15 protein-coding genes and 1 tRNA gene are annotated in these 13,959 nt (G+C 46.4%); 9 read left to right on the forward strand and 7 right to left on the reverse strand.

Annotated elements, in window-relative coordinates; genetic code table 11:
• Positions 1–891, forward strand: coding sequence for an RNase adapter RapZ (gene rapZ / locus C2759_RS09565; protein WP_215355033.1), 891 nt, complete (start codon positions 1–3; stop codon positions 889–891).
• Here rapZ and mutY read toward each other — a convergent pair.
• Together mutY and mutM are read right to left on the reverse strand one after the other, a co-directional pair.
• A complete protein-coding gene (gene mutY, locus C2759_RS09570) occupies positions 836–1,993 on the reverse strand; it encodes an A/G-specific adenine glycosylase (RefSeq protein WP_215355035.1) in 1,158 nt (385 codons plus the stop codon). The two genes, rapZ and mutY, sit on opposite strands and share 56 nt — an antisense overlap.
• Positions 1,978–2,814, reverse strand: a complete 837-nt coding sequence (gene mutM / locus C2759_RS09575; RefSeq protein WP_215355036.1) for a bifunctional DNA-formamidopyrimidine glycosylase/DNA-(apurinic or apyrimidinic site) lyase — start codon at positions 2,812–2,814, stop codon at positions 1,978–1,980. The genes mutY and mutM overlap by 16 nt, the downstream gene beginning before the upstream one ends.
• 35 nt (positions 2,815–2,849) lie before the next feature.
• Between mutM and C2759_RS09580 the strand changes: the two genes are divergently transcribed.
• The 6 genes from C2759_RS09580 to pth all read left to right on the forward strand — a co-directional run bounded on the left by C2759_RS09580 (position 2,850) and on the right by pth (position 7,794).
• A complete protein-coding gene (locus tag C2759_RS09580) occupies positions 2,850–4,337 on the forward strand; it encodes a lipoprotein insertase outer membrane protein LolB (RefSeq protein WP_215355037.1) in 1,488 nt (495 codons plus the stop codon).
• A 10-nt stretch (positions 4,338–4,347) separates the two neighbouring features.
• Positions 4,348–5,220, forward strand: coding sequence for a 4-(cytidine 5'-diphospho)-2-C-methyl-D-erythritol kinase (ispE, locus tag C2759_RS09585; RefSeq protein ID WP_215355038.1), 873 nt, complete (start codon positions 4,348–4,350; stop codon positions 5,218–5,220).
• Positions 5,221–5,225: 5 nt separating this feature from the next.
• Positions 5,226–5,302: transfer RNA gene (locus C2759_RS09590), tRNA-Gln, on the forward strand.
• Positions 5,303–5,375: 73 nt separating this feature from the next.
• Positions 5,376–6,332, forward strand: a complete 957-nt coding sequence (locus C2759_RS09595) for a ribose-phosphate pyrophosphokinase (RefSeq protein WP_215356757.1) — start codon at positions 5,376–5,378, stop codon at positions 6,330–6,332.
• 136 nt (positions 6,333–6,468) lie between these two features.
• Complete coding sequence (locus C2759_RS09600) at positions 6,469–7,107, forward strand: 50S ribosomal protein L25/general stress protein Ctc (protein WP_215355039.1); 639 nt, start codon at positions 6,469–6,471, stop codon at positions 7,105–7,107.
• 90 nt (positions 7,108–7,197) lie between these two features.
• Positions 7,198–7,794, forward strand: coding sequence for an aminoacyl-tRNA hydrolase (pth, locus tag C2759_RS09605; RefSeq protein ID WP_215355040.1), 597 nt, complete (start codon positions 7,198–7,200; stop codon positions 7,792–7,794).
• Positions 7,795–7,808: 14 nt separating this feature from the next.
• Here pth and C2759_RS09610 read toward each other — a convergent pair whose 3' ends face one another.
• From C2759_RS09610 to C2759_RS09630, 5 genes are read right to left on the reverse strand one after another with little or no spacing between them, the layout of a single operon-like run.
• Positions 7,809–8,075 carry a YfhL family 4Fe-4S dicluster ferredoxin gene (locus tag C2759_RS09610; protein ID WP_215355041.1) on the reverse strand — a complete coding sequence of 89 codons (267 nt, stop codon included), beginning with the start codon at positions 8,073–8,075 and terminating at the stop codon, positions 7,809–7,811.
• A gap of 8 nt (positions 8,076–8,083) precedes the next feature.
• Positions 8,084–8,587, reverse strand: a complete 504-nt coding sequence (gene coaD / locus C2759_RS09615) for a pantetheine-phosphate adenylyltransferase (protein ID WP_215355042.1) — start codon at positions 8,585–8,587, stop codon at positions 8,084–8,086.
• A gap of 36 nt (positions 8,588–8,623) precedes the next feature.
• A complete protein-coding gene (gene rsmD, locus C2759_RS09620) occupies positions 8,624–9,253 on the reverse strand; it encodes a 16S rRNA (guanine(966)-N(2))-methyltransferase RsmD (protein ID WP_215356758.1) in 630 nt (209 codons plus the stop codon).
• On the reverse strand, positions 9,250–10,590 hold the full coding sequence (locus C2759_RS09625) for a pitrilysin family protein (protein WP_215356759.1): 1,341 nt from the start codon (positions 10,588–10,590) through the stop codon (positions 9,250–9,252). The genes rsmD and C2759_RS09625 overlap by 4 nt, the downstream gene beginning before the upstream one ends.
• Positions 10,580–11,965 carry a pitrilysin family protein gene (locus C2759_RS09630; RefSeq protein WP_215355043.1) on the reverse strand — a complete coding sequence of 462 codons (1,386 nt, stop codon included), beginning with the start codon at positions 11,963–11,965 and terminating at the stop codon, positions 10,580–10,582. Before C2759_RS09630 ends, C2759_RS09625 begins: the two co-directional genes overlap by 11 nt.
• Positions 11,966–12,027: 62 nt before the next feature.
• Between C2759_RS09630 and ftsY the strand changes: the two genes are divergently transcribed.
• Together ftsY and rpoH are read left to right on the forward strand one after the other, a co-directional pair.
• Complete coding sequence (ftsY, locus tag C2759_RS09635; protein ID WP_215355044.1) at positions 12,028–12,918, forward strand: signal recognition particle-docking protein FtsY; 891 nt, start codon at positions 12,028–12,030, stop codon at positions 12,916–12,918.
• 93 nt (positions 12,919–13,011) lie between these two features.
• On the forward strand, positions 13,012–13,953 hold the full coding sequence (gene rpoH, locus C2759_RS09640) for an RNA polymerase sigma factor RpoH (protein WP_215355045.1): 942 nt from the start codon (positions 13,012–13,014) through the stop codon (positions 13,951–13,953).
• Positions 13,954–13,959: the final 6 nt, after the last annotated feature.

Genomic DNA, 13,959 nt, shown 5'->3' on the forward strand with positions numbered 1-13,959 from the left:
ATGCAAATTAATCTGATTACCGGCATCTCTGGCTCAGGTAAATCAGTTGCGCTGAGAGCCTTTGAGGATGCAGGTTATGACTGCGTTGATAACCTTCCAGTCACCCTTCTAGAAAGCCTCATTACTACGCTAGAAGGTGAAAAAAGCGAACGTGTTGCGGTTGCTATTGATGCACGTCGCGGTCAGTCAATTGCAGAGCTCCCTCAGATTTTAGAAAACCTGAGGCGCAACCATCAAGTACGAATTGTTTTTCTCAATGCTGATACCAATACGCTGATCCAGCGCTTCTCCGAAACCCGCAGGCGCCATCCGCTCTCTGGAAAAACTCAACAAACCCAAGCTGCCACCCTCATCGAGGCTATTGATAAAGAGCGTAATCTCTTAGAGCCTCTGCGCAATCATGCCCACAGTATTGATACTAGCAATCTACCCGCTCATGCCTTGCGCTCTTGGATTCAAGATCTTCTGAAAGATAAGCCCCAAGGACTTACCGTTATTTTTGAATCTTTTGGTTTTAAAAAAGGCTTACCTAGTGAAGCGGATCTCGTGTTTGATGTTCGCTGCCTGCCCAATCCACACTACGACAAAGTGTTACGCCCCATGTCTGGAAAAGATCAGCCGGTTCGTGAGTTTTTAGAAAAAATTCCTGAAGTAGTCAGCATGGAAAATGACATTATTCAATTTATTGAAAAATGGTTGCCTCACTACATCGCAGATGGTCGCAGCTATCTTACTGTCGCTATCGGCTGTACTGGCGGACAACATCGCTCGGTTTATCTTGTAAGTCGCATCATTGCGCATTTTCTACCGCAAAAAGATTTGGCCGCACTTCAAATTAATTTCTTAAGTCGTCACCGCGAGTTAGATTCAATCCCTGCAGTAGCAATTTGATCGGTTGAGGCAATCCGTATCGTCCTAGCTGACGCAAAGGAACCCACTTCAAGTCATCGCTAGCGAATTTCACGGCAGAGCCTGAGTCCACATGCCAAATCTGCATCCACAAACGACGATGCGTAAAGACATGTTTAATATCAAGTCCTCGCTTAATTGAGTGACAAGCATTTAAAGCGCTAGAGTTTCTTTCATCTGGCAGCACAAGCTTAAACAATTCTTTCGCAGTCAAATTAACAGCATTGTCTGTAGCTGGGGAGCTTTTTTCTTTAGCTCTCCATATAGATTCGGGCAAAGACCAAAGCCCGCCCCAGATGGATTTTTCAGAGCGTCTTTGTAATAGTACTGAATCGCCATGCCGGAGTAACAACATGTCGCAATTAAATTCGGGCGATTTTGCTTTGATGACTTTGCGAGGTAATACTAAGACCTGATTACTGAGATTAGCTTGGCATTCTTTTTCAAAGGGGCATTTTCTTTCCCCACTTAAACATATAGGTTTACGAGAAGTGCACCAAGTTGCTCCAAAATCCATTAGAGCTTGCGTGTATACCGGCATATCCGGAGCTTTTTTAGGGAGCAGTGTTTTAGCCAATAGCCATAACTCATCGTTCACTGCTTTTTCTTGGATGGCACCCTCTATACCAAATAATCGTGCCAGTATTCGCTTGACGTTCGCATCCAGAATCGGTGCCCGTTCATGAAATGCAAATGCTGCAATAGCGCCCGCAGTCGATCTACCAATACCCTTGAGCTGTTTGAGTAATACTGGGTCTTTGGGAAACTCACCACCAAACTCTTCCATCACTTGCTTGGCACAAGCGTGGAGATTGCGAGCGCGCGTGTAATAGCCTAGCCCCGCCCATTCTGCTAAGACATCATCTAATGGTGCGGCTGCCAATTTCTTAACCGTCGGGAAACGTTTCATAAAGCGGGGGTAGCGCTCTAGAACAGTAGCTACCTGAGTTTGTTGCAGCATGATTTCAGAAACCCATACCGCATAGGGATCTCGAATACTCTGCCATGGAAGGCCTTGGCGTCCGTCCTTGCCATGCCAAGCTATTAGGTTAGTAGCAAAGTGCTTGATCAGCGCTTCTGACATTGGGGGCAAAAGTATGTCGAGCGCTGGCCTTGCACTATTTGTTTAATCGGCGTCTTGCACACCTTGCAAGGCTGATCTTTACGATCATAGACTTTGGTTTGCACCATGAAGTGCCCTGGATCGCCTTCGCTGTTCACAAAGTCTTTTAAAGAGCTACCTCCCGCAGCAATCGCTTTTTTCAAAATCAATCTCACCGCAGTCGCCAGCCTAGAGCATTGTGGACGTGTGAGTTTTCCAGCAGCCTTTGCTGGATGAATACCAGCCTCGAATAAACTTTCAGAACAATAGATATTTCCGACACCCACTACTGCTTGCCCTGCCAGTAAAAATTGCTTCACAGCAACACTACGTTTACGTGAGCACTGATACAGAACCTCAGTACCAAGCTCACCCGCAAACTCTGCTGAAAAAGGCTCGACTCCCAGTTTTTGCAAAAGGGCATTGCCCTCAATCGGCCCCTTAGACTTTGGGTGCCATAAAACAGCGCCAAACTTTCGGGGGTCGTGCAAACGCAAACTCAGCTTGCCAAACTCGAAAGTCACTCGATCGTGTAACTTAAGGGGGTCGCCACTCGGAAGGACTCTCAATGTTCCAGTCATGCCTAGGTGAAGCAATAGGTAACCCGCATCAAACTCCATTAGAAGATACTTGCCGCGGCGTTCTATTCCCAAGACTTTCTGACCAGAAATCAAAGTATTCAAATTACTTGGTACCGGCCAGCGCAAGCGACCATCGATAATTTTGACTGCGCTCACCCTCAGCCCCTCTAAATGGGGTTGGATACCCAATCGGGTAACTTCGACTTCTGGGAGTTCTGGCATAAATGAATTGTAGATTCGCGGATTAGAATGTGCTTATGACCAAATTTTCATTGCAGCCCTCTTTGAGGGTCTTACTGCTTGCTACTGGGCTGGGCTTAAGCCTCCTTTCCAGCAATACCATCGCCAAATCCAGTAGCCTGGATAGTGGTCAAGCTGTATTTGAGGTCCTGGCTTCTGAAATCGCCCTTCAGCGCGGTGAAGCTGGCTTGGCATACACAACCTATTTGGAGCTCGCGCGCCAGCTAGATGACCCTCGCTTAGCGCAAAGGGCTATGGAAATTGCGATTACTGCAGGCGCCCCAGATCTTGCACTCCAAGCAGCTCAAACTTGGGATAGCTTAGCTGGGCCAAAACAAACTAAACCCAAAGAGGTGCTTGTCACCCTCTTAATTCTGAATCAACGCTGGTCAGATGCAGTCAAACCCGCCATCTCACTCTTGAATCAGCAAACACCGGCGCAGCGTGAAAATACTTTGCTACAGATTCAGGCGCTATTAGCTAAAGCAACCAATGAATCAGAAGCATTAAGAGCTTTTTATGAAATTGTTTCAACCTTAAAGCCGGAACCAAAAGATCCGGGACTACTTTACACCTATGCCATGTCTGCTGAAAAATCAGGGCATATCGATGTGATGGAGAAAACTCTGCGCGAAATCTTGCGCAAAAATCCGAATGATGCAAATAGCCTAAATGCACTTGGTTACTCCCTGGCCGATCGTAATCAGAAATTACCAGAAGCATTTAAGCTCATTAGTAAAGCTCATCAACTCTCACCTAAAGATGGTTTTATATTAGATAGCCTTGGCTGGGTAAACTTTCGCATGGGCAAAAATGACCTTGCCTTAGAGCAACTGCAACAAGCATTTAGCATGAAACCTGAAGCGGATATTGCTGCACATATTGGTGAAGTCCTGTGGGTAATGAATCGCCCCGTCGAAGCAGAAGATATGTGGCGCAAAGGGCAGCAATTAGATGCCAATAACCCGACCCTCAAAGAAACTTTGAAGCGCTTGAAACCCGATTGGTCATTAGCAGATACCGCCCTAAAAGGCACATGGGACGGTCGTTTTGCGGTAAAAATTACTGGACTCACCGAAAGTAAAAATCAAGGCGGCTCTGGTGGATTTACATTAACTCAAGACACGTTGATCGATGTATTGGAAATTCGTAATCCAGTTGGTGGATCCATTGCAAAAATTACGATTAAACCTGGTGAAGCAATCTTAGAGCGCGATGGCCAATTAACTACGGCTATCGATGCTGACTCTCTGATTCAAAATACATTAGGACTTCCGCTACCTGCTCGCGGTCTATCAGACTGGTTGCGTGGAAAAACTCGTCCCGGCGGTAATGCCAGTGTTGAGCGAAATGTAAAAGGGCAAGTGAGCAAAATCACACAAGATGGTTGGACCTTAAATTACAACTGGAACAATGCGCAGCGTTTAGAAAAACTCATGATGACTCGTAGCTCTAACATTGGCTCCATAGATATCCGCCTGGTGTTTGATAATCCGAATGAGTGAAGCGTGAATCATGAGTAAGACGCTAGAAATCCACTGTCCAGCAAAGCTCAATTTATTTCTTCATATTGTTGGGCGCCGCGAAGATGGCTATCACCAACTCCAATCAGTTTTCCAGTTGATTGATTGGTGCGACGTCCTTACCTTAAAGCGTATTTCTGAAGATGAGGTTCGTCGTATTGGTCTCATTCCAGGCGTACCCCCAGAACAGGATTTAGTAGTTCGCGCCGCCCAAGTCTTAAAAGATTTTTGCAAGATTAATCAGGGTGTTGAAATCAGCTTAGAAAAAATGATCCCAATGGGTGCTGGCCTAGGCGGCGGATCATCTGATGCTGCATCCACGCTCATTGGCCTCAATACCCTCTGGGACCTCCATCTTGATATTGCGACGCTGTGTCAGCTCGGCCTAAAACTAGGGGCAGATGTGCCATTTTTCATCTTTGGCCAAAATGCATTTGTTGAGGGCATTGGGGAGAAATTACAGGCAATTTCCCTAAAAACTCAAGACTTTGTGGTGATCTTCCCCAATCAGGGAATTGCCACTGCACAGATTTTTCAAGACCCTCAATTGACCCGCGATCATGCTCCGATTACAATAGATGGCTTTCTTGCATCGCCAAGCTCATATCAGTCGAATGATTGTCAGGCAGTAGCGGTGCAGAAATGTCCTGAAGTGAAGCAAGCTTTAGATTGGATTTACAGGGCAGTGCCTAACTCGGCGCCTTGCATGTCCGGCTCTGGAAGTAGCGTTTTTGCCGCCTTAGACCCTAAGACGGACACCGCAAATCTGGAAAATCTTCTGCAAAATCTTCCAAAAGGATGGATAGGTCGAATTGTTCGGGGGCTAAATAAAAATCCCGCTTACAATTTGATTTCTTCAGATTGACCTGTAGGGGAATCGCCAAGCTGGTTAAGGCACTGGATTTTGATTCCAGCATGCGAAGGTTCGAATCCTTCTTCCCCTGCCAAACTCTGTAGATACGACCTAAAGACATCCATTCGACCTCTACCAAAACTCCAAAATCACCTATGTCCGCCCCAATGAACGCTGATTTACTGACTCTTTTCACAGGCAACGCAAATCCGGTTTTGGCCCATGCGGTAGCCAAAGAGCTCAATCTCCAAATGGGAAAAGCATTCGTAGGTCGATTCTCTGATGGGGAAATCCAGGTAGAAATTCAAGAAAACGTTCGCGGTAAGAATGTGGTCGTTATCCAATCGACTTGCGCTCCAACGAACGACAGTTTGATGGAGCTTATGATCATGATTGATGCTCTTAAACGCGCATCAGCAAGCCGCATAACCGCTGTAATCCCTTACTTCGGTTACGCCAGACAAGATCGTCGTCCGCGCTCAGCACGGGTTGCCATCTCCGCTAGAATCGTTGCAAACATGCTTCAATCTGTTGCTGGCATTGAGCGTGTTTTGACTATGGATCTTCATGCCGACCAAATTCAAGGCTTTTTTGATATCCCAGTAGATAACATTTACGCCTCTCCGGTTCTCTTGGCAGATTTAGAGGCTCAGAAAACTAAAAAAGATCTCATCATTGTTTCGCCGGATATTGGCGGCGTGGTTCGCGCCCGTGCAATGGCCAAGCAATTAGGTACAGATTTAGCGATTATTGATAAACGACGTCCTAAGGCTAACGTATCAGAAGTAATGCATTTAATCGGCGAAGTAGAAGGTCGTCACTGCGTCATCATGGATGACATTATTGACACCGGTGGAACTCTCTGCAAAGCTGCAGAGGCACTGAAAGAGCGTGGTGCCAAGGGCGTTACAGCTTACTGTACTCATGCAGTTCTCTCTGGTGGTGCCATCGCCCGTATTGCCGCCTCAGAGCTAGATGAATTGGTTGTTACTGACACCATTCCATTGACCGCTGAAGCCTTGAAAGTGGGCAAAATCCGTCAATTGAGCGTTGCCCCCATCCTGGCTGAAACCCTTTCCCACATCAGCAAGGGTGATTCAGTGATGTCAATGTTCGCCGAATAAGCTAAAAATAGCGTTTACACCCCGGTTTTTGGCGATTTTGAGCCTTTTCTAGGCAAAAAGAACGATTCCCAAGATATAATCAAAGGCTTTTCTGTTTGGTCGCGAACGGAAATTAACCTTAATTTAGGAATTAAATATGAAAGTAGTAGCCTTTGAAAGAAGCGTACAGGGAACGGGTGCGAGCCGCCGTCTGCGCAACTCCGGTAAAACTCCGGGCATCATCTACGGTGGTAAAGACGCCGCAACTGTAATTGAGTTGGATCACAACGCACTGTTCCATGCTCTCCGTAAGGAAGCATTCCACTCTTCCATCCTCGATCTCGAAATCGGCGGCAAAGCACAAAAAGTGTTGTTGCGCGATTACCAGATGCATCCATTTAAGCCTTTGGTTCTGCACATCGACTTCCAACGCGTTTCCGCGACTGAGAAAGTTCATATGCGCGTTCCATTGCATTTCATTAATGCTGACACTTCAGCTGCAGTGAAGTTGCAAGGCGCTGTCATCAGCCACATCTCCACTGAATTGGAAATATCTTGCTTGCCTGCCGACTTGCCTGAGTTCATTGAAGTGGACCTAAGCAAGATTGAAGTTGGTCATGGTATCCATGCTAAAGATATCGCATTACCAAAAGGCGTTACCTTGGTATTGCATATTGAGCAAGAAAACCCAGTACTGGCTAACGCACGTATCCCAGCAGTGAAATCTGCCGATACAGAAGCTGCTCCTGCAGCTGCTGCGGCCCCTGCCGCTGAAGCTCCAAAGGATAAAGCTTAATCATTTAAGCCCTATCTTTGCGACAGAGGAAGCCCGCTTACAAGCGGGTTTTCTTTTTTGCAGAAAAGCTTTTATCCTTAAGCACTCATCATGACTAAATTAATTATTGGCCTAGGCAACCCAGGTGAAGAACATGCTGAAGATCGGCATAATGCTGGCTTCTGGTTTGTGGATGCACTCGCCAAACAATTAAACGTTCGCTTTGAAACTGAAAAACGCTTTCTTGGAAAAGTAGCTAAGGCTAAATGGGAAGATGAAGACCTCTTCTTACTCAAGCCAAACACTTACATGAACCTGAGCGGCCAGGCCGTTGGAGCTTTATGCCGCTTTCATAAAATTACACCTAAAGATGTGTTGGTAGTGCAAGATGAGCTCGACCTCAAGCCCGGCACTGCACGCATCAAGCTTGGTGGCGGCACTGGTGGACACAACGGCTTAAAAGATATCCAAGCTCACTTAGGAACTCCTGATTACTGGCGCTTGCGTCTGGGTATTGGCCACCCACGCGATCTTGCTGCAGAAGGTGCGCGAGTAATGGACGTGGCTGACTTTGTCTTGAGAAGGCCGCTACAAGCAGAACAAAAGCAGATTGATGCAAGCATTGAAAATGGCTTACACATTCTGTCCTTGTTTCTAAAGGGTGATACTCAGGCAGCCATGCTCGAATTGCACTCTAAAACTAATTAAAGAGTATCAACGACTTATTTAACGAGTGCTTTTTTAGCGGCAGTTAAGGCCTGATACTTTGCCATTAACTGGGTTTGATTTTCAGAAAACGCAGGGTTCATCGGTATGCAATCTACCGGACAGACTTGCTGACACTGAGGCGCATCGTAATGGCCTACACATTCTGTGCATTTATTGGGATCGATCTCGTAGATCTCTAAACCCATGTAGATTGCATCGTTTGGGCATTCAGGCTCACACACATCACAATTGATGCATTCGTCTGTAATCATTAATGCCATATTTGCGCCTAAGGGCCCCACTCTTTGCTCTTATTAGCTTGAATCTTTGTGATCAACCACTTTTCTACCGATGGGAATACAAACTTACTCACATCGCCACCCATAGAGGCAATCTCACGCACAAAGGTACCAGAAATAAATTGGTATTGGTCTGATGGCGTCAGGAATAGTGTTTCAACATCGGGTAATAAATAGCGATTCATACCAGCCATTTGGAACTCGTATTCAAAATCAGATACTGCGCGTAAGCCGCGCACAATCACGCGCGCGTTATGTTCGCGAGCAAAATCTTTTAACAGGCCGGTAAATCCAACAATCTTTACATTGGAGTAGTGGCCAAGAACTTCTTTAGCAATCTCAATGCGCTCATCCAGCGTAAAGAAAGGGCGTTTGCTACGACTATCAGCAACACCAACAATGAGCTCACCAAAAATGCTTGAGGCGCGACGCACTAGGTCCTCGTGACCACGAGTAAAGGGATCAAATGTTCCAGGGTATACGGCAACAGTCATAACGCTCCTAAGGCTTTTTCAGCTACAGGCAAGAGTTTAGTCCCTCTTGAAGCGAAATAGACAAGCTTTTACTTGTCCGGCCTCTAAGTATTTCCCACAATGCCAATCAGGCACTAAAGCCTCAAGCTGCTCCCGGGGGCGACCGGAAGGAAACTCTACATAAATTCCCCCGCCAGCACTGTCGTCACAAACACGAGCAGCCTCTATAAGCGCTTGATTTAATAAGCCCTCCTCCTGAAAGGGTGGGTCTATGAAGATCAGATTGCTGGAGCGGTCAGCTTGTTGCTTTAAGAACTCCAAACTATCTCTATGAAGAATCTGCACTTCTCCAGGAGCCGGAGATGACTTTAACAAAGCAAAATTAGCTAGAAGTTTGGCATGGGCCTGTTTATCTTTTTCTAATAAGGTTACTGAATGGGCATGTCGTGATGCGGCCTCAAAACCTAAAGCACCAGTACCAGCAAATAAATCTAAACAACGCAAACCGACTAAATCCTGTCCGAGCCAATTAAATAAAGTCTCACGAACACGATCGGTAGTAGGGCGAAGACCGGGTAAATCCAGTACACCTAGCAAACGACTGCGCCAAACCCCACCAATAATGCGAATTTTCTGCAGAGGTTCAGAGCGTCTGCCTAATGAAGCTGACTTAACCGGCTTATTTATTTCTTCGCCCCTAAGACGACAATTTTCATTCGATCCATAGCTAAGTGTTTTTGGAACGACGCTTTGACCTGCTCAAGGTTAACCGCCTCCACTTGCTTAGTCCAAATCTCCATCGTATCAAGAGGCAAATTATTCCAAGCAATACTAGACACGTTATCTAGTAACTTACGGTTGTTATCAATTCGTAAAGGATAGCCATTGATCAAATTTGCTTTGGCTGCATCGAGCTCCGCTTGCGTTGGGCCATCAGCAATAAATTGGGCAATAGTGGAACTCATTACTTCTAGAGCCAAAGTAGCTTGATCATTCTTCGTTTGTACGCCCGCCTGAAATATTCCTGCATCCTTACCGGGGGCAAAGTAACTAAACACGCTATAGGCAAGGCCACGTTTCTCGCGCACTTCCGACATGAGCCGAGATACAAAACCACCGCCACCCAAAATGTAGTTACCCACCAGCAATGGGAAGAAATCGGGGTTATTACGAGTTACTGCAGTCATTCCCATAGCAATATGCGCTTGCTGTGAGTCAAATGGAATAGCAACTTCGCGCTGACTTAAAGGCTCAACTGGTGAACGCTCAAACTCTGGCAACTTCGCTACAGGAGGTCCAGACTGAGGCACTCTTTGTAATAAGCTCTGAACAATCTCAGCAGCCTCGGCTTTGCTCACATCACCCACAATGCTGACAATCATTCGATCGCCACGGTAAAGCTGTTTATGAAACTGCTGTAGGTCGCTTGCGCTGATATTGGCAATACTTTTCACCGTTGGTGAATTGGCCAGCGGATAATCTCCATAAACTGATTTTCTAAAGCGACGATCCAAGACTGACTCCGGTTTAGTCTCCGACTCTAGCAATGCAGTAGTCATCCTTTGCTTCTCACGCGCTAAGATCTTTGCATCATATGTGGGCGCACTCAACATCGCTGAGGCCAATTGAACAGCCCGATCGCGTAAATCTTTGCGACTCAAAGTCCGAATACGCATGACAGCGCGCTCACCGCCAACAGAAATACCAAGGTTTGCACCAAGGTCTGCAATCTCATCAGCAATCTGCGCCTCATTTAACAGGCCCTTATCAGATTTGGCGCCATAGTTCATGAGCCGCCCAGCCATAGTAGCTAAGCCACTCTTCACCCCTGGGTCATAACGATCGCCTGCATCAATGCTGATCTCAATATCTACCATGGGCAACGCTTTGGTTTGCACTAAATAGGCTTGCGCGCCCTTGAAGGAGTCTAGCTTTTCAATAGGTAATATCGCGTGTGCTGATGTGCTTACTCCAACTATCAGCACAATTGCAAAACTGATTTGCGAGATGAATTTATTTGGCATCACGATTGCCTCCTTGCTTAGCCTCACCCGACTGGCGTGGCTGTGGATCTAGTACTGCTATGGTGAGCCCCTCATCTACTAAATATTTTTTTGCAACGGCTTGAACTTGTGCGGGAGTAATGGTTTGCATCTTCTCCAACATCACATCAATATCTTTCCATGAGAATCCAGCCATCTCTGTACTACCGATTTCCATGGCTTGCCCAAAAATTGAGTCGCGCTTATATATCTGATCAGACAGAATACGTACCTTCACCCGCTTAAGCTCTGATTCTAAAATTCCTTTGTCAACAACTTCTTTCAAGGCTTTACGAATACTGCTCTCCGCCTGCTGCACTGTCTTGCCTTTAGCCATACTGCTGCTAATGAAAAATAGTTCAGGTCCTCTAGAGATCATGTCATAACCGACGCCCACATCATTTACTACTCGCTCTTGCTTTACTAGAGTACGATTCAAGCGTGCGTTGTCATAACCATCTAGTACAGCAGATAAAAGCTCTAGCGCATAAGGCTCATCATCATCCAATCTCCCCACTTCTAGCTTGGGGACTTTCCATGCCATCGCTAGCTGTGCGCTGTCAGCAGGCGCTTTTACTTGCACTCGCTTAGTACCTTTTTGCACGGGTTCAATCTGGGGCTTACGCTCTGGTAACTCTCTTGCGGAAGCAACTCCATAGTATTTTTCTACTGCTCGTAAAATCACTTTAGGATCAACATCACCTGCAATGACGACAGTTGCGTTATTCGGTTTGTACCAACTGCGATACCAATCGCGTGCATCTATTGCTTTCATATTGACTAAATCATTCATCCACCCAACTACCGGGTGACGATAAGGGGAGCTCATATATGCGGTGGCAGTGAGTGATTCATTGAGCAAGCTACTAGGGTTATCTTCCGTACGCAGGCGACGCTCTTCCATGACCACCTGAATTTCTTTCAGAAATTCCGCATCATCAAAATTGAGGTTAGACATACGATCAGCCTCTAACCTCATCACCTCATCTAACTTAGACTTTTCAACTTGCTGAAAGTAAGCCGTGTAATCACGAGAAGTGAAAGCATTTTCTCGACCACCCACTGCTGCAACTAAGCGGGAGAATTCCCCTGACTTTACTTTATGGGTGCCCTTAAACATCATGTGCTCCAACACATGAGCCACTCCAGTCTTGCCATTCACCTCATCCATGGAGCCAGCACGGTACCAAACCATGTGCGCAACTGTAGGTGCGCGATGATCTTCCCGCACGATCAACTTGAGGCCATTGTAGAGTTGAAACTCGTGGGTATTTGCTTGGCCCACTTCTGGTGTTGCCATAGCAATAGAAGAGCCGAGCAATAAATAGAGAGAAAAACTTAATAATGTGGAACGCATCTGCAAGATCACCTATTCCTAGAATTTAATTGATAAGATGCAAGGATTAAATTGTATCGATTATGTTCGGCCTACGTAAAACCCTCGGATCCCTATTCACATCCAATCAGACTGATCAAGCCTGGTTTGATGCCCTAGAAGAATCTCTCATTCTGAGCGATGTGGGTTTGCCCACGACCGAACAACTGATTAGTAAGCTCCGTAAAGCCGCCAAATCGGAAAAGGCCAGTAGCGCGGAGGAACTCAAGCAACTGCTGATCGAAGAAGTGGCGATACTCCTGAAATCTATGGAGCCCAATCCTAATCCCTTGTATGCCCATGAGCAAAAGACCACACCAGAGGTATGGCTAGTAATTGGGGTCAATGGCGCTGGCAAGACCACCACGATCGGTAAACTCTGCAAACTGTTTCAGTCTCAAGGCAAATCCGTCTTACTCGCAGCCGGTGACACTTTCCGAGCCGCAGCACGCAACCAGCTCCTTGAATGGGGTGGTCGCAATCAGGTCGATGTCATCATGCAAGAAAGTGGTGATGCGGCGGCAGTGGCACACGATGCCATTCATGCGGCGATTTCTCGCAAAAGCGATATCCTCATTATTGACACTGCTGGCAGACTGGCCACTCAAGACCATCTGATGGAAGAATTAAAGAAGGTGAAAAGAGTGATCGGTAAGGCCCTTCCTGGGGCACCTCACCAGACTTTACTGGTTCTAGATGGCAATACTGGTCAAAACGGTTTAAACCAAGTCAGGGCCTTTCATGCTGCTTTAGAGCTTTCCGCCTTAATCGTGACTAAATTAGATGGCACTGCTAAGGGCGGGGTAATCTGTGCACTTGCCCACACCCTCAGCGATGGGCCAAAACCAGCGGTTTTAGCCTTAGGTAAAGGCGAGGGAATTGATGATTTAGCACCCTTCACGGCCGCACAGTATTCTTCTGAATTATTCAATTAAATCATACACTTATAGAAGTAAAAAACCATTAGCACTCTCTTGACAAGAGTGCTAAAATAGAAATCTATTAATACCAAAAGTGTACAAAAGAAAATGATTCTAAAGAAAGCATACAAACCGCAATTGCAAGCAAGGCAAACACTGCCAGCAGCGCAGACTGCCGCGGCTTCGCTTGCCTTTCCGATGCTGCCTTCCTTGGGGGTTGGCACACTCGACTCTTATATCTCCTATGTGAATCGAGTACCGATGCTCAGCGCTGCAGAGGAGCTGCACCTTGCGCAAGAATTTCGTCGCACTGAAAATGTCGATGCTGCGAAGACTTTAGTGCTCTCGCACCTTCGTTTAGTAGTTTCCGTTGCTCGTCAGTATTTAGGCTATGGCATTCCCCATGCTGACTTAATTCAAGAAGGCAATATTGGCTTGATGAAGGCGGTTAAACGCTATGACCCTAACCAAGGTGCACGCTTAGTCTCTTACGCCATCCATTGGATTAAGGCAGAGATTCATGAGTACATCCTTAAAAATTGGCGCTTGGTCAAAGTTGCTACAACGAAAGCACAACGTAAGTTGTTCTTTAATCTGCGTAGTAACAAGCCTACTCTAGCCGCCCTAACACCTAATGAAGTTGAGGCTTTAGCGAAAGCACTTGATGTCAAAGGGTCAGACGTAAAAGAAATGGAGATGCGCCTTGCTGGTGGTGATGTTGCCTTAGAGGGTGATGACACCGATGACGAATCAGTCTATGCACCAATTCAGTGGTTAGCTGATAACAGTCAAGAGCCTACCGAAATGATGGCTGCTGCTGCAACTGATGCATTACATGGTCCTCAGCTTGATCAAGCACTGATGGCATTAGACGAGCGTAGTCGAAATATTGTGCAGTCACGTTGGCTGGCTATGGATGCAGATGGCAATGGAACAAAAACATTACATGATCTCGCCAGTGAATATGGTATTTCTGCAGAGCGCGTTCGTCAGATTGAAACTGCTGCGCTCAAAAAGATGCGTAGTCTCTTACAAACCGAAGCTGCCTAAACAGCC

Source organism: Polynucleobacter sp. MG-Unter2-18, from assembly GCF_018687675.1.
Lineage (GTDB): Bacteria > Pseudomonadota > Gammaproteobacteria > Burkholderiales > Burkholderiaceae > Polynucleobacter.

Coding starts and splice junctions, on each gene's coding strand:
- rapZ (WP_215355033.1), top strand. CDS start 1: ATGCAAATTAATCTGATTACCGGCATCTCTGGCTCAGGTAAATCAGTT.
- mutY (WP_215355035.1), bottom strand. CDS start 1,993: ATGTCAGAAGCGCTGATCAAGCACTTTGCTACTAACCTAATAGCTTGG.
- mutM (WP_215355036.1), bottom strand. CDS start 2,814: ATGCCAGAACTCCCAGAAGTCGAAGTTACCCGATTGGGTATCCAACCC.
- C2759_RS09580 (WP_215355037.1), top strand. CDS start 2,850: ATGACCAAATTTTCATTGCAGCCCTCTTTGAGGGTCTTACTGCTTGCT.
- ispE (WP_215355038.1), top strand. CDS start 4,348: ATGAGTAAGACGCTAGAAATCCACTGTCCAGCAAAGCTCAATTTATTT.
- C2759_RS09595 (WP_215356757.1), top strand. CDS start 5,376: ATGAACGCTGATTTACTGACTCTTTTCACAGGCAACGCAAATCCGGTT.
- C2759_RS09600 (WP_215355039.1), top strand. CDS start 6,469: ATGAAAGTAGTAGCCTTTGAAAGAAGCGTACAGGGAACGGGTGCGAGC.
- pth (WP_215355040.1), top strand. CDS start 7,198: ATGACTAAATTAATTATTGGCCTAGGCAACCCAGGTGAAGAACATGCT.
- C2759_RS09610 (WP_215355041.1), bottom strand. CDS start 8,075: ATGGCATTAATGATTACAGACGAATGCATCAATTGTGATGTGTGTGAG.
- coaD (WP_215355042.1), bottom strand. CDS start 8,587: ATGACTGTTGCCGTATACCCTGGAACATTTGATCCCTTTACTCGTGGT.
- C2759_RS09625 (WP_215356759.1), bottom strand. CDS start 10,590: ATGCCAAATAAATTCATCTCGCAAATCAGTTTTGCAATTGTGCTGATA.
- C2759_RS09630 (WP_215355043.1), bottom strand. CDS start 11,965: ATGCGTTCCACATTATTAAGTTTTTCTCTCTATTTATTGCTCGGCTCT.
- ftsY (WP_215355044.1), top strand. CDS start 12,028: ATGTTCGGCCTACGTAAAACCCTCGGATCCCTATTCACATCCAATCAG.
- rpoH (WP_215355045.1), top strand. CDS start 13,012: ATGATTCTAAAGAAAGCATACAAACCGCAATTGCAAGCAAGGCAAACA.